Consider the following 26,353-nt stretch of genomic DNA (forward strand, 5'->3'; position numbering starts at 1 on the left):
CGTGAGAGTGATAAGGAAATGGAAGTGGTATATATGTATGGCTTTACTCGGTATAGCAGTATGGAGTGTATATACAAATGGAATTACAAAATTAACATTCTTCAATATACAAAGTGAAAAACGAACGGGGTTTAGTAATAATGATGAGAAGGTTATCTTATCAAATGTACCATTAATTCAGCAATTACCAGAGTTAGATAGAGGGTGTGAAGTAACGAGCTTAGCGATGATGTTACAATACGCAGATATTACAGTGGATAAGATGAAATTAGCAAATGAAATAAAGAAGGTTGATTTTATGAACGATGGTGTACGTGGGGATCCGAATGAAGGATTTGTAGGAAATATTTATACCTTTTCTGAATCCGGATATGGTGTATATCATGGGCCACTTTTTCAATTAGCGAAAAAGTATTTACCTAATAAAGCTGTAGATTTAACGGGGAAGAGTATAGAAGAAATGTATAAGAGTGTAAAGGCAGGACAACCGGTAGTCATGATTACAAATGCAACATTTGCGCCACTAGATGAGGATGAATTCACTACATGGGAGACAAATAGTGGAGATGTTTCTATTACGTATAATGAACATTGCGTTGTACTGATTGGATATGATAAGGAATTTGTATATATTCGAGATCCTCTCAGTGATAGTTTAGATGTAAAAGTACCGAGAGAAAGCTTTGAAAAGGCATGGATACAAATGGGGAGTCAGGCGATTAGTTATGTGAAAAGCTCCAAATGAATTAGTAAGGAAAGAGATGTAAGGAATTGTAAGAGGTGTTTTTTTGTTAAGAAATAAGAGAACTTTAGCTTATTATATGAGCTGAAGTTCTTTTATTTTTTATAATTAAATATTTAGAAGTAGTGAATATGTAAAAATGCATAATTGACAAAAATATTACATGTTATCATTATATATTGTTTTATATATGTCACTTGTATAAAATTACACAAGTATCCACATTACATAAAGGAGGCTTATTATGCAAAAAATATTTAACTGGGTTAAATGTATGAGTATCAAGAAAAAATTAATCATTTCATTTTTTCTTATTTTAACTATACCAGGACTTATTATCGGTGGTGTTTCATATCAAACTGCCAAAACAAATTTTGAACAACAAATTACAGGTAAAGCAAAGGAAAATATTTCGATTTTAAATACTGTTATTTCTCAAAATATAGAAGAGAAATTTGTTGATGCAGCATATTTTGCAGACATTTTAACAGAGGATACATATCCAAACGGACAAGAAGAAATAGTAAGAACGAAATTAGCGCAATATATAAAACTTCATCCAGAAGTAGAAGGTATTTATATTGGAACGCAGACGGGAAAGTTTATAAGAGAACCATTTATCCAAATGTCTGATGGGTATAATCCAACAGAGAGAGAGTGGTATAAAGAAGTACATGAAAATAAAGGGAAAGTAATTGTTACTGCACCATATCAATCAGCATCTACAAAAAATATGGTAGTGACAATTGCTAAAGAAGTAAAAGATGGTAAAGGTGTTATAGGAATTAACTTAAATTTAGATAACATTTTAAAAATCTCCAAAATGATTAACATTGGGGAAAAAGGTTATGCAGTTATTTTAGATCAAAATAAGCAAATTGTTAGTCATCCATCTAGAAAACCAGGTGCAAAAGTTACTGATCCTTGGGTTAAACCAATCTATGAAGAAAAACAAGGAAATGTTTCTTATACAGAACAAGATGATAAAAAGAATTTAATCTTTGCAACAAATGAGAAAACGGGCTGGAAAGTAGTTGGAGTCATGTTTGATGAAGAAATTACCCAAGCTGCGAATCCAGTTTTTTATAAGACTTTTATTGTCATTGCTATCGCTATTGTATTTGGTAGTGTATTAATTTATTTCATCACAAAGTCTATTACAAGACCATTAAGAAAAATAGCTGACTCGGCATATAAAATTAGTAAGGGGGATTTGACAGAGAAAATTACAATTCATTCAAATGATGATATAGGAAAATTAGGGAATTCATTTAATGAAATGTCTGCCTCTTTACAAGATATTATTACTCAAATTAGTTTTTCAGCAGAGCATGTGGCGGCATCGGCTGAAGAGTTAACAGCGAGCGTACAGCAAGCAAATGATGCGACAGATCAAATTACAATTGCAATGGAACAAGTATCAGGTGGGGCTGAATCACAAAGTCAAGGTGTTGAAGAAGGTGCGGCTACATTACAACAAGTAAATACAGCAATTCAAGATGTGACTGGAAGCGCGGAATCAATTTCTATTTCCTCATTACATGCGAGAGAGCGAGCTAAAGAGGGTGAAGACTTGGTTGAACAAACTGCAACACAAATGCAGTCTATTTCTAGGTCGGTATCCGAGTCGGATGCTATTATTAAACTTCTTGATGAGAAATCAAAGCAGGTAGGAGCTATTTCTGAAGCAATTCAAAACATCGCTACTCAAACGAACTTATTAGCTTTAAATGCGGCTATTGAAGCAGCAAGAGCGGGTGAACAGGGCCGAGGGTTTGCTATTGTAGCAGATGAGGTTAGAAAATTAGCGGAGCAATCAGGAGAATCATCTGGAGAGATTGCAAATTTAATTGCAGAAATTAAGGCTGATATTGAACATACTGTTAAGGCGATGGATAATGTGAATGGGGAAGTTCAACAAGGTCTTGATGTTGTAACAAAAACGAAAGTAAGTTTTACGGAAATTTTAAGTTCTACTACACATATTGTTTCTCAAGTTAATCAAATGGTAGAAACAACGCAGAGAATTGCTGGAGATGCAAATGAAGTGACAAATGCTATTGATGAAATTGCAGCGGCTGCAGAAGAAAATACAGCTAGTATGCAAAGTGTTGCTGCTTCAACAGAAGAACAAGTAAATTCAATGGAAGAAATTAGTTCAGCTTCGCAAAACTTAGCTGAGATGGCCGAAGAACTACAAGCGATGACTAGTAAATTTAAAGTATAATAACAGCAGATAAGTAAGGTGAAAATAATATCACCTTACTTATTTTTCTATTCAGCAATTAGGGGAGTCATTAACGGGATGAAAAAAAGAAAAAGGCTATGGAATTTATGGAAAACGATTACATTGTTAGTTTGTACGGTTGTAATTTTTTCTTTACTTGTGACAGATATATTAATTAGTCATAATGTAGAACGGGCAACGGAGGACAGCCAAGCAGAGAAAGCAAAAACAATTGCACACATTGTGGCGAATGAGTCAATTGTAATCGATGGTTTAATTAGGAAAGCAGATACTTCTGCAATCCAAACGTATGCAAATAGAATATTAAAAAACACAGGTGTTCAATTTATTGTAGTTATGGACATGAATGGAATAAGAAAATCACATCCAAATCCTCAAAAAATAGGTCATCATTTTATTGGGGGAGATGAAGGACCTGTATTGAAAGGAAAGGAACATGTATCGCTGGCAGAAGGAACTTTAGGTATTTCAATGCGAGTGTTTGTACCTGTATTTTCTGAAACAGGTGAACAACTTGGAGCGGTGGCCGTTGGTATTTCAGCAGATAATGTAAAAGAGAGAGTTAAGGAAAGTAGACATATCATTTATATTGGTGTTGGAGTTGGGGTACTAGTCGGAATTATAGGAGCAATATTGCTAGCTAGACATATAAAGAAAAGTTTATTCGGTCTTGAACCCCACAGGATAGCGAAAATTCTTGAAGAAAGAAATACGATGCTACAATCTGTAAAGGAAGGTATTATTGCTGTAGATAAAGAGGCCAATGTAACTTTAATAAATAATGAGGCAAAGCGATTGTTTAAGAAAAGTGGACTTGAAGAAGATTTTATCGGTAAAGATGTTGAGTTGTATATGCCTAATTCGCGTATAAAAGAAGTATTACAAACGGGAGAGGTACAATTAAACGAAGAACAAAATATTTATGGAATTACGATTGTAACGAATCGTGTTCCTTTATATGTAAAAGGAGAAATAGTTGGCGTGATTGCAACATTTCGTGATAAAACAGAGATTAGAAAATTAGCAGAAGAATTAACTGGTATTAGACTATATGCGGAAGCGTTACGGGCACAATCTCATGAATTTATGAATAAAATGCATGTCGTATTAGGGCTTACACACATGAAGCAGTATGAAGAATTACAGAAGTATATAAGCGGTATGGTGTCAGAGCATCAATATGAAATTGGTGGAGTTATGAAAAGAATAAAAAGTCCAGTATTTGCTGGTTTTTTACTCGGGAAACTTAGCTATGCTAGAGAGAAAAATATAAAATTAATTATAAGTGAAGATTCTTATATGCCGGAAATAGATGATGAAAGTATTACTCATGAACTGATTACGATTGTCGGAAATTTAATTGATAATGCATTAGAGGCAGTGACGAATTGTGAAAAGAAGCAAGTTGAACTTGAGATACAATATGGGGATACATTAACTATTACAGTACAAGATACGGGAAAAGGTATACAAGAAGAAATAGGGGTGTTATTTACGAAAGGTTATTCCACAAAGGGAGATAACCGCGGTTATGGTTTGTATCTTGTAAAAGAAAGTATACAGCGAATAAATGGGGAAATTCATATGCATTCATTAGTAGGAAAGGGAACAAAGATAACAATTGAAATACCTAAAGGTAGGGATGAGAGGCAAATATGATTAAAGTTTTAATTGTAGAAGACGACCCGATGGTAGCAATGTTAAATACGCATTATTTAGAGCAAGTAGGAGAGTTTGAACTTGTTCAAGCAGTTAACTCCGTAAAATCGGCGATAGAAGTATTAGAGGGATCACGAGTAGATTTAGTATTACTTGATATTTTTATGCCTGAAGAGACTGGATTTGAGCTTTTAATGTATATTCGGAACCAAGAAAAAGAAATCGATATTATGATGATTTCAGCTGTACATGATATGGGGAGTATTAAAAAAGCATTACAATATGGCGTAGTAGATTATTTAATTAAGCCATTTACATTTGAACGATTTAAAGAGGCATTAACTATATATCGAGAAAAACTTACTTTCATGAAAGAACAACAAAAAATTAGTCAATCGGAATTAGATTCGTTAATTTTGCAAAAAGAAAAAAGAGAGCCTATTGTCACTAAAGAGCTTCCGAAAGGATTAACGAAGCAAACGTTGCAATTAATTTGGCAGAAAATCGATTCGCTGAATGGACGAGCGTTTACAACAGATGAAATGGCAAAATTAGTTGGGATTTCAAGAGTTTCTATTCGAAAATATGTAATGTTTTTGACTGACATTGGAGTGTTAGAAAACGAAATGATGTACCAACATGTGGGAAGACCTGTAAGTAAACTAAGATGTGTTGATCAAAAGAAAATAGAGTTTTACGTATAAGCGACTTATTATAAGTCGCTTATACTTTTTTTAATTACAAAATCAATTACAAAACTTACAAAAACTATTTTTACTATTGAAAGCGTTTTAATATTGTTATTAAGAAAACAAGGGGGTGCCATATGGGAATTCAAAAGAATGTGGAAGCGGTATCATTTCCTGAAGGAAATGAAGTGCAAAGAGAATCTTTCGCTTCTAAAATTATGAATGTAAAAATCGGTGTTATACCTTTACCGTTATATGTAGTATTGGCTGCTATTATTTATGGGGCATCTGTATATAATAAATTGCCAGCAGATATGATTGGTGGATTTGCAGTTATTATGATTATGGGTATTTTCTTAGGAGACATTGGGATGAGAATTCCAATTTTAAAAAATATCGGCGGTCCGGCAATACTTTCGTTATTTATTCCATCATTACTTGTATTTTTTAACTGGATGAATCCAGCTTCAATGGAAGCTGCGACTATGTTAATGAAAAAATCGAACTTTTTATATTTATATATTTCTTGTTTAGTAGTCGGAAGTATTTTAGGAATGAACCGTAAAGTGTTAGTACAAGGTTTCGTTCGTATGTTTATTCCTTTAGTAGTAGGGACCTTAGCTTCTGTAGCAGTAGGATTATTGGTCGGTTCACTATTTGGATTTGAAATGAAGCAAACATTCTTCTTCATCATCGTACCAATTGTGAGTGGTGGTATTGGGGAAGGGATTTTACCATTATCGCTAGCTTATAGTGATATTTTAAACGAATCATCAGCAACGTTTGTATCACAGCTTATTCCAGCAGCTATTATTGGGAATATGTTTGCAATTGTGAGTGCAGGATATATGAAGCGTTTAGGTGAGAAGAAACCGGAGCTTAGTGGTAACGGTGTATTAGTAAAAACAGACAATCAAGCAGAGTTATTAAAAGAACAAAATACAGAGAAGCCAATTGACTTCTCATTAATGGGAGCGGGTTTATTAATCGCGTGTACGTTCTTCATCTTCGGAGGATTTGCTTCTAAGTTCATCGGTATCCCTGGGGCAATCATTATGATTTTCTCAGCAGCACTTGTGAAATACTTTAAATTAATGCCGGCAAAAATGGAGCAAGGAGCATTCCATCTATATAAATTTATTTCGAAGAATTTAACTTGGCCGTTAATGGTTGGACTAGGATTGCTATATATCCCGTTAAAAGACGTAGCGGCAGTTCTTTCAGTAGGATATGTTGTTGTGTGTGCATCGGTTGTTCTTACAATGGTAGCGTCAGGTTTTCTTGTAGGGAAAGTAATGAAAATGTATCCAGTTGAATCAGCAATTGTAACTGGATGTCATAGCGGTTTAGGCGGAACTGGAGATGTTGCTATTTTATCAGCTTCAAATCGAATGGAATTAATGCCATTCGCGCAAATTTCAACTCGTTTAGGCGGGGCAGCAATGGTTGTAACAGCGACAATCTTATTAAAAATGTTTTCATGATCAAACAAGCTAGCTATATTCATATAGCTAGCTTGTCAAATTAAGGAGAGATTATAAGTATGTTAGAAAATCAAATTAATGAAAGATCATTGTTATTGCATAAAGAATTAGTAGGGAAAATTGAGATTACAAGTAAAGTAGAAGTAAATTCAGCGGATGATTTAAGCCTGACATATACACCAGGTGTAGCGGAGTCTTGCAAAGCAATTGCAGCAGATGAAGAAACGGTGTATGACTATACAGCACGTGGGAATATGGTGGCAGTTGTCTCAGATGGAACAGCGGTACTTGGTTTAGGAAACATTGGACCGAAAGCGGCTATGCCTGTTATGGAAGGAAAAAGTATATTATTTAAGAAATTTGCGAATGTAGATGCTTTCCCATTATGTTTAGGGACGACGGATGTGGATGAAATCGTTACCCTTGTGAAAAATTTAGAGCCTACATTTGCAGGGATCAATTTAGAAGATATTGCAGCACCGCGTTGTTTTGAAATTGAAAAACGATTAAAAGAAGAAACGAATATTCCTGTATTCCATGATGATCAACATGGAACAGCTATTGTCGTCTTAGCGGCTGTTATTAATGCATTAAAAGTTGTTAGCAAACAAATGGATAATGTGAAAATTGTTATTAACGGTGCGGGTTCGGCAGGAATTGCGATTGGAAAATTATTATTAAAGGCTGGTGCAAAGCACATTACGTTAGTTAGCTTAGAAGGTATTGTTTGTGAAGATGAAGCATGGATGAACGAAGCGCAAATTGAAGTTTCAAAAAAGACAAATCGAGAACATGTGCGTGGAACGTTAAAAGAAGCGATTCATCAGGCTGATATCTTTATCGGTGTATCGGCCCCTAACGTATTAACGAAAGAACTTGTACAGACGATGAATGAGAAAGCAATTGTGTTTGCAATGGCGAATCCAATTCCAGAAATCTTCCCTGAGAATGCATTAGAGGCTGGAGCAGCTGTAGTAGGAACCGGGCGCTCGGATTATGCGAATCAAGTAAATAATGTATTGGCGTTCCCTGGAATATTCCGCGGTGCATTAGATGTGCGCGCGACTGATATTACAGAAGAGATGAAGTTAGCGGCAGCATATGGGATCGCTAACATAATTACGGACGAAGAACGTAATGCGAATTATGTAATCCCAAATCCATTAGATAAAAGAGTTGTTCCAAGTGTTGCGGAAGCAGTAGCGAAAGCAGCCATTGATTCAGGTGTGGCGCAAATTACGAAAATACCAATTTATCAATAGCTAAAAGCAGTGCCTAAAAAGGCACTGCTTTTTTGAGATAAGAAATCAAAATAATGAAGAAATGTAGAATTATTTATGTTTCTTCATTATTCATTTAATTCCATTGCAACTTGTTTACCATTTACTAAAACCTCAGTTATTGCTACGATTATTTCTATCATTTTTTTCATCTCTCATCTCTCCTCGTGTCATTTCTTACTTTAAGTATAAGAGAAGAGAGCTACTTCAACTATCGAAGTACATGACGTAGAAATTACATTGTTGTAAGAAAGTGTTTTAGTTTTGTCACTTTACTCAGCAGTAATTACAAACTGATCATAATATTTTTCATTTATATATATGTTTAATATCCATAATCCAGATGAAGGTAATGACATTACGAGAGGGAGTTCTGTTATTGTAGTATCGACTATATTTGAAGTAGTCCAAGTTTGTTTAGAAGTGTCTTTTTGAAAGAGTACCGGCGCCGGAGTGATAGATCCTTGTTTTAGCGCAATGATAGACAATTTTCCAGTTGGTATTTCAGGATCTAGAAAGTACCACATTATTTCATTTTGTTCATTTGAGATAATAGAGGTATCAGCCATTGCGATTTTTCCTTCAATGCCTTTTAACGGTATTTTTCCATCTACGAAGGATGGAGCTTCTTCCCAATTCACATCTTTTAAAACGCTAAGATGAAAAAAGGAAGGTGCGTTAACTTGAGTGGATGATGTTGTGATGCTTTCTTTTTTAGGTACTTCTGAATCAGGCTGTGCTTGTGCGCATCCAGTGATGAGAAAGGAGAAAAGTAGCATAGTTCCGATTTTTTTCATGGTGCCACACTCCTAATTTTTATTGTTAGTGTAATTGTATTTGCTAGAAAGCAGGACAATTCCTTTAAAACGTTAAAAGAGGTCGTAAGTTTTGTACGACCTCTTTTGACATTTTTTATATTTGCTCAGTTGAAAAGGTTGGTTCTCTCTCTTTTTGAGGCATTGTTAAGAAAATAACTGAAAGAACGATACATACGCCACCTAATAATTGATAGGCTCCAAAGGATTCATTCAGCCAAACGATTGAAACGATGGCAGCTACAAGTGGTTCAATGCTAGATAGAATGCTTGTTTCTGTTGCGGCTAAATATTTCAGACTACCGATATAAAGAAGGAAAGAAAGAGTGCCGCTTATAATGATAAGGATAAGCATAGAAAAAGTTTTTGGTGTAAAGGTTTGTGAAAGCTGACTCCATCCAAACGAACGATTGCAAATAAGCAGGGCGATGCCGCCGATTAACATCCCCCAGCCAATTACTATAGTTGTTCCACATTCTTTAATAAGAGAAGCTGGATGAAGGGTATAAAATGCAAATCCAATTGCCGTTAATAGGCCAAAAATAATCACTTCTTTTGATAAAACAATATTTTCAATCGAACCGTTTGTAATAATAAAGTATGTCCCTGTTAGCGCGGCTATAATTGCGAATAGTTGCATAGAAACAGGGAATTTTCTTTGCTCAAATGCAACATAAATAGTAATAAGAACAGGACCAAGAAATTGAAATAATGTTGCTGTGACCGCATTACTAATATGAACCGTTTCGATAAAGGCGTATTGCGCACCGAGCATCCCGAGAATAGAGAAAATAATAAGTTGTATAGAATATCTAGGATGTTTCCAAATTTGAAATATGTTTTGTTTTTTTATAAGTAAAAAAGATAAAATAAATACTCCCGCAAGCAACAAGCGAATTGTTAAAAAATCAATTGATGATACGTTAGTATGTTGAAATAGCCACTGAATCATTGGGCCAGATAATCCCCATAAGGTAGCTCCTGTAATAATCATAATGAGTCCAATACGTCTACTATTGTTCATAATCATGCATCTCCTCTCGAGTATTTGATTTTTTATGTGTGACATGATAAAAGGAATTATATATAACTTCTGGTACTGTAAAAAGTATCAGATTTTAGTTTTGTTAAGGGGTCAGATATTATGTTAGAATTAACGCCTAATTTAAATATGAATAGTAAAAAGGCATTGTACGTGCAATTGTATGAGTATATAAAAAAAGAGATTAAAGATGGAACGATTCCAGCTTTTACAAAATTACCTGCAAAGAGAAAGCTGGCGGGCTATTTACAAGTGAGTAAGAATACAGTAGAAGCGGCTTACGAGCAATTACTTGCAGAAGGTTATATTGAGTCGGCATCGAGAAAAGGTTACTTTGTATGTGAAATTGAACAAATGATTGATGTAGAAGGAAGCGAAGCGGAAGTAGAAGAAATACCGTTTCAGGAGGAGAACTATACATTTGATTTCACTCAAACAGGGGTGGATACGAATACTTTTCCTTTCACTATGTACCGCAAGCTTATAAATGATGTATGGCAGCCACATAATAATGAGTTGCTTTTTCTTGGACACCCTCAAGGGGAATTGAGCTTAAGAGAGGAAATTGCGAACTATTTGTATGAATCTAGAGGTGTGCGTTGTTCTGCTAGTCAAATTGTATTAGGAGCGGGAACACAAATATTAGTAAAGTTACTTTTTCAATTGTTGAAGGGAAGTAATTATGCTGTTGAAAACCCAGGTTATCATAGGAAAATGGTCGTTTTTGAACAGAGAGAACAAAAGGTTCAAATGTTGTCTTTAGATAAGGATGGCATTTGTATGGCAGATTTAGAAAATAGCGATGCAAATGTTGTATTTGTAACTCCCTCTCATCAATTCCCATATGGAATGATTATGCCTATTACGAGAAGGACGCAACTTTTACAATGGGCGAAGAAAGAAGGAGGCAGGTATATTATTGAAGATGATTACGATAGTGAATTTCGCTATTCAGGAAAGCCAATTCCAGCGCTACAAGGGTTAGATACAGAGGGGAAAGTTATTTATATGGGGACGCTATCAAAAGCTTTGTTACCCTCATTACGGATGAGTTATATAGTATTACCGAAGAATTTAATTATAAAGTATCAAAAGGAATATTTGTTTTATACACAAAGTGTTTCAAGAATGGACCAAGAAGTGATAAGAAGATTTTTAAATGAAGGCTATTGGGAAAAACATATTCATAAAATGCGTGTCGTCTATCGAAAGAAGAGAGATAGACTTGTTTTTGAAATAGAGAGGTATTTCTCTAATTGTGTTGAAGTGATAGGAGAAGATTCGGGATTACACATTTTATTAAAAGTGCATAATGGAATGCACGAAGAAGAACTAATTAAAGAAGCAGCAAAATATAGTATTAAAATATATCCTGTTTCTACGTACTATGAAGACGGTACTGCACCTGGAAATGTAGTTTTACTTGGGTTTGCAATTTTATCAGAAGAAGAAATTGCGAAAGCGATTCAATTATTACATAAGGCATGGGTTACAAGAAAGTAAAAAACATCCTCATACATGAGAGGATGTTTTTTATTATTTATTTTCATCTAAGAATAAGACCATATGCTCTTCGTCCCAATATTGTCCGTTATATTTTAATGAACGTTCTTGCACACCGAATGTTTTAAATCCTAATGATTCATAAAGTTTTTTTGCGCCATCGTTGCCAACAACAACATCAAGCATAACTTGTTCTACCTCTAAAGATTTAGCAAGTTCAAGACATTCTTTAATAAGTGCTTTTCCTGCTCCAAGTCCGCGTGCTTTTGGAGACACATATACAGAACCGATTTTAGCTTTATGTTCTTGTTTTACATATGGTTTCGTTTCCAGCGTTGCAACCCCGATTAATTGCCCATCTTTAAATGCACCTAGCGTATAGTTTTCATCTTGTGCTAATTTTTGTGCTTTATATTCAATCGCACACTCTTTATTAATAATATCTTCATAAGAAGAGCTGAAAGCTTCAGGGTTTTGCTTTAATCCTTCTACACGAAGTTCTAAGTAAATTTCCGCTTCGTCTTTTGTTAATACATGGATATCCAATTATATCACCCTCCAAATCTTTGACAAATGTATCTTTACCCTGCATTAACGGGCAGTAAGACTCCAACTTTAAAATTCGGCGAATGCGCGGAATTTAGGTGGGAGATAACTGCCTATAAATGCCCGATTGGTTCAACTAATAATCCATGGGGTGAACCTTTCCATGGATTAAAGTTTCACTTTATTTTATATTGAAATAAGAATAATTTCAAAAGCTTAGCTTATATGAGCTGATTTTATGAACAAAATAACACCAGTAGTGTTTACTACTACTGGTGTTTTCACACACATATTACTCAAAAGGTAGTTCGATTATAAAGTTTGTTCCTACTCCTAATTGGCTTGTTACTAGAATGGAACCGTTATGCAATTCTATAATTTCTTTTGCAACAGCTAGCCCGATACCTTTTCCTCCAGTAGCTCTCGTTCTGGATTTATCAACACGATAAAAACGATCAAAAATATGTGGAATATCTTCTTCAGGAATACCTTCTCCTTCATCTTCTACACTTATTGTAAAAGAATCTGTTTCTATGAGTACGCGTATCGTAATAGTTGTGTTTTCTAGTGAGTGTTGATAAGCATTGTGTAATAAATTTAACATAACTTGTTCCATACGTCTTTCGTCTATGCAAACTTCTAAATCATCTTTGCAATATACATGGAGTTGCATTTGTTTATTTGTTAATGTAGTTTTTGTTTTTTCAACCATTCGTTCTAAAAATGGCCTAAGAAGCACTTTTTGTTTTTTTATAACAAACTGGTGTTGTTCTAATTGCACCAGCATAAATAAATCTTGGACGAGATCGGTTACACTATCTGTTTCATCCTCAATAATTTGCAAGTATTCTTCACGCTCTTCTTTCGTTAAAGAGTCTCTCTTTGCCACTTTCGCATAACCTTTCATATAGGTTAATGGAGTTAATAATTCGTGAGCAACACTAGCGAGAAATTCGCTTCTTTCTTTTTTCATATAAGTCAGTTCACTGGATAAATCTTCAATCGTTTTTGCTAAGCTTCCAAGTTCATCATTCCGTTTAATACCTAATTGAATTGGCTTATTTAATTTTGACATTTTTTCTGTTGCCCTCTTCATTTTGATAAGCGGTTCAGTAATAACACGAGAAAAAACAAAGACAGAAATAGTCGTTAAAATAATTGTCAAAACACTAATGATAAGAAATTGCTTCATGAGTTTAAGTAACATATTTTCTAAGAAAGATGTTTTTAATAACATATATAACTTTCCTTGAAACTCTGCTGTGTTAAGTGGGCTTACCGTTGTGATGAATTTTGATTTTTTCCAGTTCTTTTCGACGATCAATCCGCCTTTTGGAATAGGTTCTGTTTTACAAGTAAGTTGTTTTTGCATTGCTTTTGTTACTGGTTCTGAAGTGGAAATAATTTTTCCGTTATCGTCTGTTATAATGATAGCTATATCAGAGTTAGCAATTGCTTCTGATTCAACTAAGTGTTCAGCCTCATCAGCGATATCGAACTCTGGGTACACAGGACGGTTAGGATTTTTATTGTATTCAGCGCGTTCGACGTGTTTCTTTTCTTTAGCAATTGTATTCCACTTTGCGCGTTTTGTAATTTTGTCACTATAGCGATTACCTTTTTCTAAAAGAGCAAGTGTTTCTTCCTCAATCCGCATTGTTGAAATACTTTTGTAAAAAGAAACGAAAGCAATTGTTTCAATACATAAGGCTAATATTAAAAAGTATGTCCCAATTTTAAGTGAAAGTTTACTCATTTTCTCACCATACCTTATTCATAATAAAGGGTCAGTGGTATGATATTTCCACTGACCGAAGTAATTATTCACTTTTCCATTTATATCCGACTTTATAAACAGTTTCTAAGTAATTTTCAACTGGAAATCCTTTTTTGCGTAATTTATCACGGATATTGCGAATATGTGAATCGATTGTTCTATATTCGATGTCTGTTTCATAACCCCAAATTTTTTCGATTAAATCATCTCGGCTATAAGCGCGGTTTGTATTTTGTAAAAATAGTCCAAGTAACGAAAATTCGATAGGTGTTAGTGAGATTTTCTCATTATAAACTGTGACAGTATGTTTCGTTTTATCCCACTCAATACCATTGAAGCTAACAAATCCATCTTTCTTTGTACGGCGTAATATAGCCTCAATGCGTGCAACTAATACATGCTCATCAAATGGTTTTGTAATATAGTCATCTGCGCCCATAGTAAGACCTTTCACCATATCATAATTTTGATTACGAGCTGTTAGCATAATAATTGGAACGTTGGAAATTTGACGAATTTGATAGCAAGTATCCCATCCATCCATATTTGGCATCATGACATCTAACAAAATAATATCGAAGTCTTTTTGTTCTATTAATTTTAGCGCTTCAAGGCCAGAGGTAGCTTTCATACAAAAATAGCCGCGAGGGCTTAAGAACAGATCTAATAATCGTAACATACGTTCTTCATCGTCTACTAATAAAATTTTTACCATAATCTTGTGCACCCCAAACTGTTCATTCTACTTGTATAGTTTACATGAAAATAATAAAAAACTCTTTTTATGTGATTGAGTGGAAGAGTTATTTTTCGCTCAGAGTAATTGACATAAAAAATGCACTAGTTTTGCACAACTATTTCTTATAATAGAAAACGTAGCGACACAAAATACCCTATGTTGCGACATAACGTCATGTCATTTTATTTATAAAATGACAATTCCATTCTATTGTGTATGTGAGATAGAGAGGGTTTTCGTATTCACCTCGCATCGGATAAGAAAAATTTCCTATCTCACACTTTTTTTAAAAGGAGATCATACACATGAATCCAAAAGAAGAAATTTCAAAAAAAGAAAAGCAAGATCGTAATACGGTTGTCATGTGCATTGCCGTATCTATGGTTATTATTATAAGTTGTGTAAATAAAATTTTGGGGATTTTATAATATATAAAAGCTCATTGCTTCGTAAGAAGCAATGAGCTTTTTTCATTATTAGGGGAATAGTTCTATATAATAAACCAAGGTAAAATTGCTAACCCAGAAGTTACAATCGCTGTAGTAAATATTAAAAGCATAGCTCGTTTGTTTTGTTTCATGTCACATTCTCCTCTACATATCAATTGAATGCTATACGTTCATTTCATGAGCAGTTAAGGATGGATTTCCTCACTAAGTAAAGTTTCACTTTATATTTTTAGTATAATGAATGGAAAGGTTTGGTACGATCGATAAAGGTGACATGAAGATTACATTGTTGTAATGAAAAAAGCACCTTTTTAATAAAAAGGTGCTTTTGGAAAACTTATATTGAAGTATTAATTATTTAAGAACAGAACCATATGTTCCTCGTCCCAATATTGACCGTTATGTTTTAATGAACGCTCTTGTACGCCGTAAGTTTGGAAACCTAATGATTCATATAATTTTTTTGCAGCATCGTTACCAACTACAACATCGAGCATAAGTTGTTCTACATGTAATTTATCGGCATTTTCAATAATTGCTTTAATAAGCGCTCGTCCTGCTCCAAGGCCACGAGCTCTTGGGGAAACAAAAACGGAACCGATTTTTGCTTTATGTTCTTGTTTAATAAATGGTTTTGTTTCTAAAGTAGCGATACCAATTAAATCGTTATCTTTGAAGACACCTAGAGTATACTTATCCGGATTGCTTAATCGTTTTGCCATAGCAACTACAGGATCCTCATGTTTAAGAACATCTTCATAAGAAGAGCTAAAAGCTTCCGGGTTCTTCGTTAAACCTTCCATACAAACTTTTAAATATATTTCTGCATCCTCTGTCGTTAATAAGCGAATTTCCATCGTTGTAACCTCCTTGGTTGATTTCAAATAAATCCATTACTTGTATAAGATTGTATATGCGTTTTGTTAGCAGTCTCTTTTAATTTGTAAAAGAATGAAAAGATATATGCTATAATGTTTTATTTTTAATTACCCCGCATTAACGGGCAATAAAGCTCCCCACTGATTAAAGTTTCACTTTATGTAATGAAATTATATATTAACTTTATTAACTATTCAAGTGTTTAATATATTACATTTTTATAACTAAAATAACTCCTCGATCGAGGAGTTATTTTAGTTATTCGATTGATAACCATCAATTCGATGTGGATGTGTGTAAATATTGCAAGATTTATTTCTAATAAATCCTACGACTGTAATGCCTAAATCTTGAGCGAGTTGCAATGCTAGTTTTGTTGGAGCGGATTTAGATAGAACAATTTCACATCCGATTTTTGAAACTTTGAGTAAAATTTCGGATGAAATACGCCCACTAAATGCGATGATTTTTCCTTTAACGGATATATCGTTGCGCAAACAATGACCATATATTTTATCTAATGCATTATGTCTTCCAATATCCATTCTTGATATGAGGATATTGTTTCGATCACATAGCGCGGTATTGTGAACCCCACCAGTTTGGCGAAATGTAGTGGAAGATTGTTGTAAAGTATTCATTAAGTGAAAGCATTCTTCAGGACTAATTTTCACATGTATATCATGTAAATCTTTTGCTTTTGCAGCATCGTTAGCGAAAATAAAACCTTGTCTACCTTTTCCACAACAGGAAGTGATATATCGTTTATTATATAAATTTTGATAGAGAGGATTTACTTTTGATGATGTTACATGGACAATTCCATTATCTTTTTGAATCCATAGTTCTCCAACATCTTTATAGGAAGAAATAATTCCTTCAGAAATTAAAAAACCAATTACCATATCTTCGATGTAATTTGGTGTACATACGACTGTTACATACTCTTCGCCATTTATTTTAATAGTGATAGGAGATTCTGTAACAATCTCATCAAGTTGTTTTGAAAATGTACCAGACTGATAGCGTACAATTGTATAATTCTCTTGCGTAGGCCCCATATTAAATTCCCCTTTTATACGTATTTCTCTCCCACATTTATCATAAAACATTGAAAAAATAAAAACATCTATTAGAAGGAAGGTATCAGATTATTTTGGTTATTATTGTATATATACGATATAATAGAAATGTAGAATAGTGAAATTTTCAAGCTTTCGTAGTGATACCTTATAAACATCTAGAATCGACTTCATAAGAAAAGTATTTGGACAGAGCGTTTCAAAAATATGTACAGTAATCTATTTATGAAAACGGATTCATAAATATGTTGTACAGTTGGTTGTAAGGAGAGGGGAAACTATGGCAGAACAGACAGTCCGTGTAACCGTAGATGGTAAAGAATTTTCAGCATCAGGTGAAAAGACAATACTACAATTATTTAATGAGAGTAATTTGGAACATCCTCAAATTTGTCATGTACCAGAAGTAGATCCAATTCAAACTTGTGATACGTGTATTGTAGAAGTAGATGGAAAGTTAATGCGTGCTTGTTCAACGAAGCTTGAGAATGGTATGCATATTGAAAGACAGTCACAGCGTGCAAAAGAGGCACAGACTGAGGCAATGGATCGAATATTAGAGAATCATTTATTGTATTGTACTGTTTGTGATAACAATAATGGTAACTGTAAAGTCCATAACACAGTGCATATGATGGGAATTGAAGAACAGAAATATCCGTATGAGCCAAAAGTAAGTGCTTGTGAAGTGGATATGTCACATCCGTTTTATCGGTATGATCCAAATCAATGTATTGCTTGTGGACAGTGTGTAGAAGTATGTCAAAACTTACAGGTTAATGAAACTATATCGATAGACTGGAGCTTAGATCGTCCACGTGTTATATGGGATCATGGTATAAGCATAAATGACTCATCTTGTGTGAGTTGTGGGCAATGTGTAACAGTATGTCCATGTAATGCGTTGATGGAAAAATCAATGTTAGGTGAAGCTGGATTCATGACAGGATTAAAACCAGATGTGTTAGATCCGATGATTGATTTTGTAAAGGATGTAGAGCCTGGATATAGTAGTATTTTAGCGGTTTCAGAAGTAGAGGCTGCGATGCGTAAGACGAAAGTTAATAAAACAAAAACAGTTTGTACATTTTGTGGTGTCGGTTGTTCATTCGAAGTATGGACGAAAGATCGTCAAATTTTGAAAGTGCAACCTGTTTCAGATGCACCTGTTAATGGTATTTCCACATGTGTAAAAGGTAAATTTGGATGGGATTTTGTAAACAGCGAAGATCGTATTACAAAGCCATTAATTCGCCAAGGAGATATGTTTGTTGAAGCTTCTTGGGAAGAAGCTCTTGAAGTGGTTGCATCTAATATGCAGCATATTAAATCAGAATACGGCAGCGATGCATTTGGATTTATTTCTTCTTCAAAAGTAACGAATGAAGAAAATTACCTTATGCAAAAACTAGCTCGACAAATATATGGAACGAATAATGTAGACAACTGTTCTCGTTACTGTCAGTCGCCAGCGACAGATGGTTTATTTAAAACTGTCGGTATGGGCGGGGATGCTGGAACAGTGAAAGATATAGCTGAAGCAGGACTTGTCATTATTGTTGGTGCGAATCCAACAGAAGGACATCCTGTACTTGCGACGCGTGTAAAACGTGCTCATAAATTACACGAGCAAAAACTAATTGTAGCAGACCTTCGTAAACATGAAATGGCAGAGCGTGCGGATTTATTTATTCATCCGAGCCAAGGAACGGATTACGTATGGCTTGCTGGTATTACGAAATATATTATTGATCAAGATTGGCATGATAAAAAGTTCATAGCTGAAAACGTAAAGAATTTTGATGAATATAGCAAAATGGTAGAGAAATATACGCTGGACTATACAGAGAAAATTACAGGGATTTCGAAAGAAAATCTAAAAGAAATGGCTCGTATGGTATATGAAGCAGATGGTACTTGTGTACTTTGGGGAATGGGCGTAACTCAAAATACAGGAGGAAGTACGACGTCCGCTGCAATTTCAAATTTACTACTCGTTACGGGTAACTACCGTCGTCCTGGTGCAGGTGCATATCCATTACGAGGACATAATAACGTACAAGGTGCTTGTGATATGGCAACATTGCCAAACTGGCTTCCAGGTTATCAAGCAGTATCAGATGATACGCTTCGTGCTAAGTTTGAAAAAGCATATGGTACAACTATTCCGAAAGCGCCAGGATTAAATAATATTGCAATGTTACTTGCGGCAGAAGAAGGAAAACTACGTGGTATGTATGTCATGGGTGAAGAAATGGCTTTAGTCGATTCAAATGCGAACCATGTGCAACATATTTTAGCGAATTTAGATTTTCTTGTCGTTCAAGATATGTTCTTATCGAAAACAGCTCGTTTTGCTGATGTTATTTTACCAGCAGCACCAAGTTTAGAAAAAGAAGGAACATTTACGAATACAGAGCGCCGTATCCAAAGGTTGTATGAAGTATTAAAGCCGCTTGGTGAGTCAAAACCAGACTGGTGGATTTTACAAAAAGTAGCTCGTGCACTTGGTGGGGATTGGAATTACGAAAGTCCGAGTGAAATTATGGATGAAATTGCATCACTTGCACCATTATATTCTCAAGCAACGTACGACCGTCTAGAAGGATGGAATAGTTTATGTTGGGGTAGTCATGATGGTAGCGATACACCGCTATTATATGTAGACGGATTTAACTTCCCAGATAAACTTGCTCGTCTATCATTAGATGAATGGGTACCACCGGTTGTAGCACCAGATGAGTATGATTTACTTTTAAATAATGGACGCATGCTCGAGCATTTCCATGAAGGGAATATGACGAATAAGTCGGCTGGTATTTTATCTAAAGTATCTGAAGTATTCGTTGAAATTTCACCGGAACTTGCTATAGAGCGCAATGTGAAAGATGGTGGTCTTGTGGAATTAGCATCACCATTTGGGAAAATTAAAGTACAAGCGCTTATTACTGATCGTGTAACGGGGAAAGAGCTATATTTACCGATGCATGCAACGATAAATGAAGAAGCAATTAATATTTTAACTGGGACGGCAACAGACATTTATACGTGTACACCGGCGTATAAACAAACGATGGTGAAAATGCGTGTATTACGTGAAAAAGGAAACCGCCCGTTACCATCTTCGAACCCGCGAGATAAAAAGCGTAATCCGCAAAATGGTGTTGAAATCGAGCAAAAGTGGCAAAGAAAACAATACGTATCACTTGTGGACTAGGGGGCGGAGATAGTGGCGAAAGAAATTACTTTAATTAAAAAGAAAGTTATAACAGAGGAAGAACAGAAACAGCAAGTAGCAGATGAACTTCTAAATGAGCTATCTAATAATCGTGAAGCAGTAGAAGAAACAATGCAGCTTTTAGCACAGTTGCAAAAGGCTGGTATATTAGATGCGGCGATTAGTTTACTTGCTGCGAAGGAAGATGTTTCAAAAATCGCTGTGGAGCAATTAAATCGTGAACCAGTTAAAAATGCACTCAATAATATGATGGGGGCAGGGGAAGCGCTATCCTCAGTTGACCCAGAAGTAACAAAACAAATCACATCGAGTTTAGTCACTGGATTACAATTTGCAACAGATGAATTAAATAGTGGTAAAAAAACAAAAGTGATGGATTTCTTTAAAGTGTTAAAAGATCCAGATATCAATAGAGCCATTACATTCGGTTTTAGCTTCTTGAAAGCATTTGGACAAGGGTTAGAGAAAAAATAAAGTAGATGAAAAAAGTGATGGGGAGTAACCATCACTTTTTTCATTGTATGTATAAGAGTGTTCATGTTAAGCGGAATATATTATTATTATTATTATTAAAAAGATGGATTAGAAATGGAAATGTGGAATCCATCTCAAATATCGTTTTAGAATGTGGAGGAATATATGCAACACCGTAAAAGACTATCTATACCAGGAGTAATTGGACATTCCTTTCAAACAGTTAGATTTGCTTTTTGGAATGTATTAACCTTTCAACTTGCTTATAAATTATTAGCAGCGATTGTATTTGTCCCGCTATTTGGGATCATTTTTAATAAGTTATTGTATTTTGGTGGTTATGCAAATGCGACGAATGATGAATTATTAGCGTTTTTAAAGACGCCATACGGCATATTGGCAATCGTAATTTTATCATTGTTAGCACTGTTTCTTATCTTTACGGAATTTGCGGTGCTTATTATTATTTCGTACTTTGCTCATAAAAGGCAAAAGGTGAGATTACGTCCGATTTTGTATAAAACAGTAACGTATTTACCTTCCCTTTTTACATATTGCTTACCAGGATTTATTTTGTACGCAGTTGTGTTATTACCACTATTAAGTACGGGGTATAAATCTGCATTGATTCCTGAGATTCAAATTCCTAATTTTATTACAGGTGAACTATTTAAGACAACAATGGGTCAAGTTGGATATTATGCTTTCTTTGCTGTAGTTGCCTATTTAAATCTTCGTTGGATCTTTGTTTTACCTATTATTGTTTTAGAGGAAAAGCCGTTCCGCACCGCAGCACGAAAAAGTGCAAACTTAGTAAAAGAAAGCTTTTTTAAAGTATTATTCTTTTTAGTAGGTTTTTTCATATCTGTAGGAATTGTCTTTCTTTTATTTATAGGAATTTATTTACTTTGTCTGTGGGGAGTATATGAATTTACAAACCCAGCAGGGACATTTGCATTATTAGCGGAATCAACAATGTCTGTATTTTTAACGAGTACATTGTATTTATTTAGCTTTATCGTGACACCATTTTATATTATGGCGATTACGCGATTATATTTACAAAAGGTTCCAGTTGAAGACGTTTTATTAGAGGAAGGATTGGATTATTCGAAAACGAAAGCAGATAAATGTTTCTTCCAAAAACATCGTTGGAAATTTATTGGCGTATATATTGTAGGAATTATTACTGCGGGAATGGTTGTTGCCTTCATTGTGACCTTTATTACAAACACATATAAAGAACCAATTATTATGGCTCATCGTGGTTATATTTCAAAAGGTGTAGAGAATACAAAAGAAGCTTTGCAAGGGGCTATTGATGCGAAAGCAGACTACGCTGAAATTGATGTACTGCAAACAAAAGACGGTGAATTAGCAGTTATACATGATTTGAAGTTGAAACGCCTTGCTAATGCTAATGTTCATGTGTCAGATTTAACGATGGACGAGTTAAGACAACTTACGCTTAGTCAAGATGGGTTTTCAGGACAAATAAGTACACTTGATGAGATCATTAAGCTGGCAAAGGGAAAAATCAAACTCAATATTGAAGTGAAGCTTCATGGTGGCGAAAAAGATTTCGTAAACAAAGTATTAAAAGCGATTAAAGATAATGAATTTGAGAAACAATGTGTAATTCAAACGTTACACTATCCGCTTATTAAAGAGTTTAAGCGGGCAAATCCAGATATAAAAGTAGGATATATACTGTATGCGAGTAGAGCTAACTTAAAGAATGTGAAAGCTGACTTTTATGTAGCAGAAGAATACATGTTAAATAAGAAATTAGTAAAAGAAGCAAGAAAGTTAAACAAGCCAATTTACGTATGGACGGTAAATGATATGGAAAGTTTAAAGGGATATTATAAACTAAACGTAGATGGTATCATTACCGATTATCCTGAAGATGCACGTGAAACAATTAAGATATTAAAAGAGCAAGAGGCGGAAGAAAGTGATTTGTTTGATAAAATTACTGAAACAACAGATGATTTATTTTCCAAGTTATTTATAAGTTACCCAGCTGCTGGCTAAATGCCCGCAGCTGTTTTTTTTATGAAAAGAATATATCTCTAAAGTATTGTGTAAATTAATGACTGTATATGTATACGGCATCAGTAGGGTTTCTTACATTGTTACATTATTGTCAAATAATAAAAGATTACTGTTTGTTTTGAAGAAGTATAATAAAAATAGAGTGATAGATAATGAAATGAAATGAGAAACTTAATAGAATCAATGTTTTATATATTTACACTATTCTAAATATATAAACTTTTAAAAAATAGTATGTTAGCGTTTTCATAACTTTTAAGTTATGCTAGAATAAGGACATAAGTTATTAATTATTACAAAAAGAAAAAAGACTTTCTTTTTTCTGTTAATTATAAGGGGGCATTTCATTATGCGTATTGGGGTACCAGCAGAAATTAAAAACAACGAAAACCGTGTAGCAATGACACCAGCAGGTGTTGTACATTTAATTCGTAACAATCACGAAGTATTCATTCAAAAGGGTGCAGGTTTAGGATCTGGTTTCACAGATGCTCAGTATGTTGAAGCAGGAGCGAAAATTGTTGATACAGCTGAAGAAGTTTGGAACATGGAAATGGTTATGAAAGTTAAGGAACCAATTGAAAGCGAATACAAACACTTCAGCGAAGGTTTGATCTTATTCACATACTTACACTTAGCTCCAGAACCAGAATTAACAAAAGCATTAATTGAAAAGAAAGTTGTTTCTATTGCATATGAAACAGTACAATTAGAAAACCGTTCTCTACCATTACTTGCACCTATGAGTGAAGTAGCTGGTCGTATGGCTGCACAAATTGGTGCACAATTCCTTGAGAAGAACAAAGGCGGTAAAGGTATCTTACTTGCAGGTGTTCCAGGGGTTAAACGTGGTAAAGTAACAATTATCGGTGGTGGACAAGCTGGTACAAATGCTGCTAAAATTGCAGTTGGACTAGGTGCGGATGTAACAATCATCGACTTAAGTGCAGAACGTCTTCGTCAATTAGATGACATTTTCGGAAATCAAGTGAAAACTTTAATGTCTAATCCTTACAATATTGCAGAAGCTGTAAAAGAGTCTGATCTTGTAATCGGTGCAGTATTAATCCCAGGTGCAAAAGCGCCAAAACTTGTAACAGAAGAAATGATTCAATCAATGGAACCAGGTTCTGTTGTTGTAGATATCGCAATTGACCAAGGTGGTATTTTCGAAACAACTGACCGTATTACAACTCATGATAACCCAACTTACGAAAAACACGGCGTTGTTCATTATGCAGTTGCAAACATGCCAGGTGCGGTTCCACGTACATCAACTCTTGCATTAACAAACGTAACAGTACCATATGCAGTACAAATTGCTAACAAAGGCTACAAAGAAGCTTGCCTAGGCAATACTGCATTACTAAAAGGTATTAACACATTAGATGGCTATGTAACATTCGAAGCAGTTGCAGAAGCTCACGGTGTAGAGTACAAAGGTGCTAAAGAATTACTAGAAGCAGAAACAGTATCTTGCTAATAGAAGCATTATACAAAACAAAATCGAACACTATATAAAACAACATGATAAGAGCTAAGAGATAATACCTCTTAGCTCTTCTTGGTAAAAGGGGGCATTCATCGTGGCCAACCTATTTAAAAAGAAATCCGTTACGCAATTGTTAGGGGAAAGTAAAAGTAAAACTTTAACGAAAACGCTAGGGGCATTTGACCTAACAATGCTAGGGATTGGTGCGATAATTGGTACAGGAGTTCTAGTATTAACTGGATTAGTAGCCGCAAGAGATGCTGGTCCAGCAGTTATTTTTTCATTTATGATTGCAGCAATTGTTTGTGGATTTGCAGCTTTATGTTACGCAGAAGTTGCATCTACACTTCCTGTTTCAGGTAGTGTGTACACATATTCGTATGCAACAATTGGTGAGTTTGTTGCCCATTTAATGGGATGGACATTGTTATCCGTATATGTTGTAACGACTGCCGCAGTAGCTGGTGGATGGACGGGTTATTTCCATAACTTAGTGAGTGGATTGGGACTTGAAATTCCAAAAGCATTGCTAACGATTCCAGCACAAGGTGGTATGGTAAACCTACCAGCAGTTATTGTTACGTTGGTGATAACTTGGTTATTATCACGAGGTACGAAAGAAAGTAAACGTGTGAATAACATAATGGTATTAATTAAAATTGGTATTGTTGTTTTATTCATTGCAGTTGGTGTATTCTACGTGAAACCAGAAAACTGGATACCATTTGCACCTTACGGTTTAAGTGGAGTGTTCGCAGGGGGAGCAGCAGTATTCTTTGCTTTCTTAGGATTTGATGCATTAGCAACTTCTGCTGAAGAAGTAAAAAATCCACAACGTGATCTACCAATTGGTATTATTGCTTCGCTAGTTATTTGTACAATCATTTATGTTGTAGTTTGTCTCGTTATGACAGGTATGGTTTCTTATAAGGAATTAGATGTACCTGAAGCTATGGCATATGTGTTAGAAGTTGTAGGACAAGATAAAGTGGCTGGTGTAATTGCTATTGGAGCTGTAATCGGTATTATGGCTGTAATTTTCGCTTACATTTATGCAACAACTCGTGTATTCTTCGCGATGAGCCGTGACGGTTTATTGCCAAAATCTTTCGCGAAAATTAACAAGAAGACTGAAGCACCAACATTTTCAGTTTGGTTAACAGGAATTGGTAGTGCTTTAATTGCTGGATTTATCGATTTAAAAGAATTGTCGAATTTAGCGAATATTGGAGCGTTATTAACATTCGCCATGGTTGGTGTAACTGTTATCATTCTTCGTAAAACGCATCCGAAATTACAACGTGGATTTATGGTACCACTTGTACCGATCTTACCGATTATTTCAGTTGCATGTTGTGTATTCTTAATGGTAAATTTACCATTAAAAACATGGATATACTTCGGTGTTTGGTTAGCAATTGGAGTAGTTGTATACTTTGTATATTCGAAAAAGCATAGTCATTTAAAAGACGATGGAAGTTCGCAGGATAATTTAGAACAAGCTAATTAAAAGCTTAATTAAAAGGGATATAAGTATAGTAAGCCTTGTGCGTCTAGGGAACGCGCAAGGCTTTTTCTTTTGTGCAAAGTGTACATCCTTTTTTGTATGAGAATGTAATTGATGCGGAAAATATGTGTAGATCTTTTTAAAATGTGAACGAAATGTTCAAAAAAATGTATTAGATTTCATTGACACATATGAATGGACGCTCATATAATAAAGGTATAAGATATATGAATGATTGTTCATATGTTCAAATAAAGAGGTGAGCTATAATGGCTGGAAATAAAGTAGAAACACCACAAGAGACATGTTCTCAAACGATAATCCATGAAGAAGTTGTGGATCAAGTAAAACAAACAATTCCAACTGATGACAGTTTAAGTAAAGTAGCAGAATTATTTAAAGTATTAGGCGATCGTACACGTACGAGAATATTACATGCATTATTTGAAGCTGAAATGTGTGTTTGTGATTTAGCTTATTTATTAGGAATGACACAATCATCTATTTCACATCAGCTTCGTGTGTTAAAGCAAGCGAAACTTGTAAAGAATCGTAAAGAAGGAAAGGTCGTTTATTATTCGTTAGCTGACCAGCACGTAATTCATATCTTCGAGCAAGCGTTTGAACATGTAAACGAGGAAGAATAAAAA

21 protein-coding genes and 1 pseudogene are annotated in these 26,353 nt (G+C 34.7%); 15 read left to right on the forward strand and 7 right to left on the reverse strand.

Annotated features, from left to right (window positions below; genetic code table 11):
• The first annotated feature begins 7 nt into the window (after window positions 1-7).
• The 7 genes and pseudogenes from ACYVEC_RS04470 (at window position 8) to ACYVEC_RS04500 (ending at window position 8,084) form a co-directional block, all read left to right on the forward strand.
• Window positions 8-745, forward strand: a complete 738-nt coding sequence (locus ACYVEC_RS04470) for a C39 family peptidase (protein ID WP_142332692.1) — start codon at window positions 8-10, stop codon at window positions 743-745.
• Window positions 746-1,016: 271 nt separating this feature from the next.
• Window positions 1,017-2,030: pseudogene (locus ACYVEC_RS04475) on the forward strand (HAMP domain-containing protein); the annotation flags it as partial.
• Between the two features lie 120 nt (window positions 2,031-2,150).
• On the forward strand, window positions 2,151-2,969 hold the full coding sequence (locus ACYVEC_RS04480) for a methyl-accepting chemotaxis protein (RefSeq protein ID WP_445079865.1): 819 nt from the start codon (window positions 2,151-2,153) through the stop codon (window positions 2,967-2,969).
• A 78-nt stretch (window positions 2,970-3,047) separates the two neighbouring features.
• Complete coding sequence (locus ACYVEC_RS04485) at window positions 3,048-4,649, forward strand: sensor histidine kinase (RefSeq protein ID WP_460505731.1); 1,602 nt, start codon at window positions 3,048-3,050, stop codon at window positions 4,647-4,649.
• Window positions 4,646-5,353: a response regulator gene (locus ACYVEC_RS04490; RefSeq protein ID WP_460505732.1), complete on the forward strand. Its 708-nt coding sequence runs from the start codon at window positions 4,646-4,648 to the stop codon at window positions 5,351-5,353. The genes ACYVEC_RS04485 and ACYVEC_RS04490 overlap by 4 nt, the downstream gene beginning before the upstream one ends.
• A gap of 122 nt (window positions 5,354-5,475) precedes the next feature.
• Window positions 5,476-6,822 (forward strand): 2-hydroxycarboxylate transporter family protein, encoded by a 1,347-nt coding sequence (locus tag ACYVEC_RS04495; RefSeq protein WP_000512716.1) that lies wholly within the window; start codon window positions 5,476-5,478, stop codon window positions 6,820-6,822.
• A gap of 59 nt (window positions 6,823-6,881) precedes the next feature.
• Complete coding sequence (locus ACYVEC_RS04500) at window positions 6,882-8,084, forward strand: NAD(P)-dependent malic enzyme (protein WP_460505734.1); 1,203 nt, start codon at window positions 6,882-6,884, stop codon at window positions 8,082-8,084.
• Between the two features lie 290 nt (window positions 8,085-8,374).
• Here the strand turns inward: ACYVEC_RS04500 and ACYVEC_RS04505 are convergent, their stop codons facing one another.
• Together ACYVEC_RS04505 and ACYVEC_RS04510 are read right to left on the reverse strand one after the other, a co-directional pair.
• Entirely contained in the window at window positions 8,375-8,899 is a 525-nt protein-coding gene (locus ACYVEC_RS04505; protein WP_460505736.1) for a DUF4871 domain-containing protein, read from the reverse strand.
• 115 nt (window positions 8,900-9,014) lie between these two features.
• The gene (locus tag ACYVEC_RS04510; protein WP_460505738.1) at window positions 9,015-9,941 is read right to left on the reverse strand and encodes a DMT family transporter; all 927 of its coding nucleotides are present in this window, start codon (window positions 9,939-9,941) and stop codon (window positions 9,015-9,017) included.
• 120 nt (window positions 9,942-10,061) lie between these two features.
• Here ACYVEC_RS04510 and pdxR point away from each other — a divergent pair, with 120 nt between their 5' ends.
• Complete coding sequence (gene pdxR / locus ACYVEC_RS04515) at window positions 10,062-11,462, forward strand: MocR-like pyridoxine biosynthesis transcription factor PdxR (RefSeq protein WP_063225182.1); 1,401 nt, start codon at window positions 10,062-10,064, stop codon at window positions 11,460-11,462.
• A gap of 33 nt (window positions 11,463-11,495) precedes the next feature.
• Here the strand turns inward: pdxR and ACYVEC_RS04520 are convergent, their stop codons facing one another.
• The 3 genes from ACYVEC_RS04520 to ACYVEC_RS04530 form a co-directional block, all read right to left on the reverse strand.
• Window positions 11,496-12,008: a GNAT family N-acetyltransferase gene (locus ACYVEC_RS04520; protein ID WP_000351216.1), complete on the reverse strand. Its 513-nt coding sequence runs from the start codon at window positions 12,006-12,008 to the stop codon at window positions 11,496-11,498.
• Between the two features lie 292 nt (window positions 12,009-12,300).
• Window positions 12,301-13,764, reverse strand: a complete 1,464-nt coding sequence (locus ACYVEC_RS04525; RefSeq protein WP_460505741.1) for a sensor histidine kinase — start codon at window positions 13,762-13,764, stop codon at window positions 12,301-12,303.
• A 64-nt stretch (window positions 13,765-13,828) separates the two neighbouring features.
• Entirely contained in the window at window positions 13,829-14,500 is a 672-nt protein-coding gene (locus ACYVEC_RS04530; RefSeq protein ID WP_000238951.1) for a response regulator transcription factor, read from the reverse strand.
• A 329-nt stretch (window positions 14,501-14,829) separates the two neighbouring features.
• Between ACYVEC_RS04530 and ACYVEC_RS04535 the strand changes: the two genes are divergently transcribed.
• Window positions 14,830-14,952, forward strand: coding sequence for a hypothetical protein (locus ACYVEC_RS04535; RefSeq protein WP_001068388.1), 123 nt, complete (start codon window positions 14,830-14,832; stop codon window positions 14,950-14,952).
• Window positions 14,953-15,323: 371 nt separating this feature from the next.
• Here the strand turns inward: ACYVEC_RS04535 and ACYVEC_RS04540 are convergent, their stop codons facing one another.
• Window positions 15,324-15,830 (reverse strand): GNAT family N-acetyltransferase, encoded by a 507-nt coding sequence (locus ACYVEC_RS04540; RefSeq protein WP_063225180.1) that lies wholly within the window; start codon window positions 15,828-15,830, stop codon window positions 15,324-15,326.
• A gap of 276 nt (window positions 15,831-16,106) precedes the next feature.
• The gene (gene fdhD / locus ACYVEC_RS04545; protein WP_063225179.1) at window positions 16,107-16,913 is read right to left on the reverse strand and encodes a formate dehydrogenase accessory sulfurtransferase FdhD; all 807 of its coding nucleotides are present in this window, start codon (window positions 16,911-16,913) and stop codon (window positions 16,107-16,109) included.
• A 301-nt stretch (window positions 16,914-17,214) separates the two neighbouring features.
• On the opposite strand from fdhD, the gene fdhF reads away from it, so the two are divergent.
• The 6 genes from fdhF (at window position 17,215) to ACYVEC_RS04575 (ending at window position 26,350) form a co-directional block, all read left to right on the forward strand.
• Entirely contained in the window at window positions 17,215-20,151 is a 2,937-nt protein-coding gene (fdhF, locus tag ACYVEC_RS04550; RefSeq protein ID WP_063225178.1) for a formate dehydrogenase subunit alpha, read from the forward strand.
• 12 nt (window positions 20,152-20,163) lie between these two features.
• Entirely contained in the window at window positions 20,164-20,646 is a 483-nt protein-coding gene (locus tag ACYVEC_RS04555; protein WP_063225177.1) for a helical membrane plugin domain-containing protein, read from the forward strand.
• Between the two features lie 165 nt (window positions 20,647-20,811).
• Complete coding sequence (locus ACYVEC_RS04560; RefSeq protein ID WP_063225176.1) at window positions 20,812-22,683, forward strand: glycerophosphoryl diester phosphodiesterase membrane domain-containing protein; 1,872 nt, start codon at window positions 20,812-20,814, stop codon at window positions 22,681-22,683.
• A 370-nt stretch (window positions 22,684-23,053) separates the two neighbouring features.
• Window positions 23,054-24,187: an alanine dehydrogenase gene (gene ald / locus ACYVEC_RS04565; protein ID WP_460505746.1), complete on the forward strand. Its 1,134-nt coding sequence runs from the start codon at window positions 23,054-23,056 to the stop codon at window positions 24,185-24,187.
• A gap of 103 nt (window positions 24,188-24,290) precedes the next feature.
• On the forward strand, window positions 24,291-25,706 hold the full coding sequence (locus ACYVEC_RS04570) for an amino acid permease (protein ID WP_063225174.1): 1,416 nt from the start codon (window positions 24,291-24,293) through the stop codon (window positions 25,704-25,706).
• 266 nt (window positions 25,707-25,972) lie between these two features.
• Window positions 25,973-26,350 (forward strand): ArsR/SmtB family transcription factor, encoded by a 378-nt coding sequence (locus tag ACYVEC_RS04575; protein WP_063225173.1) that lies wholly within the window; start codon window positions 25,973-25,975, stop codon window positions 26,348-26,350.
• Window positions 26,351-26,353: the final 3 nt, after the last annotated feature.

Source organism: Bacillus sp. MN7755, assembly GCF_054771475.1.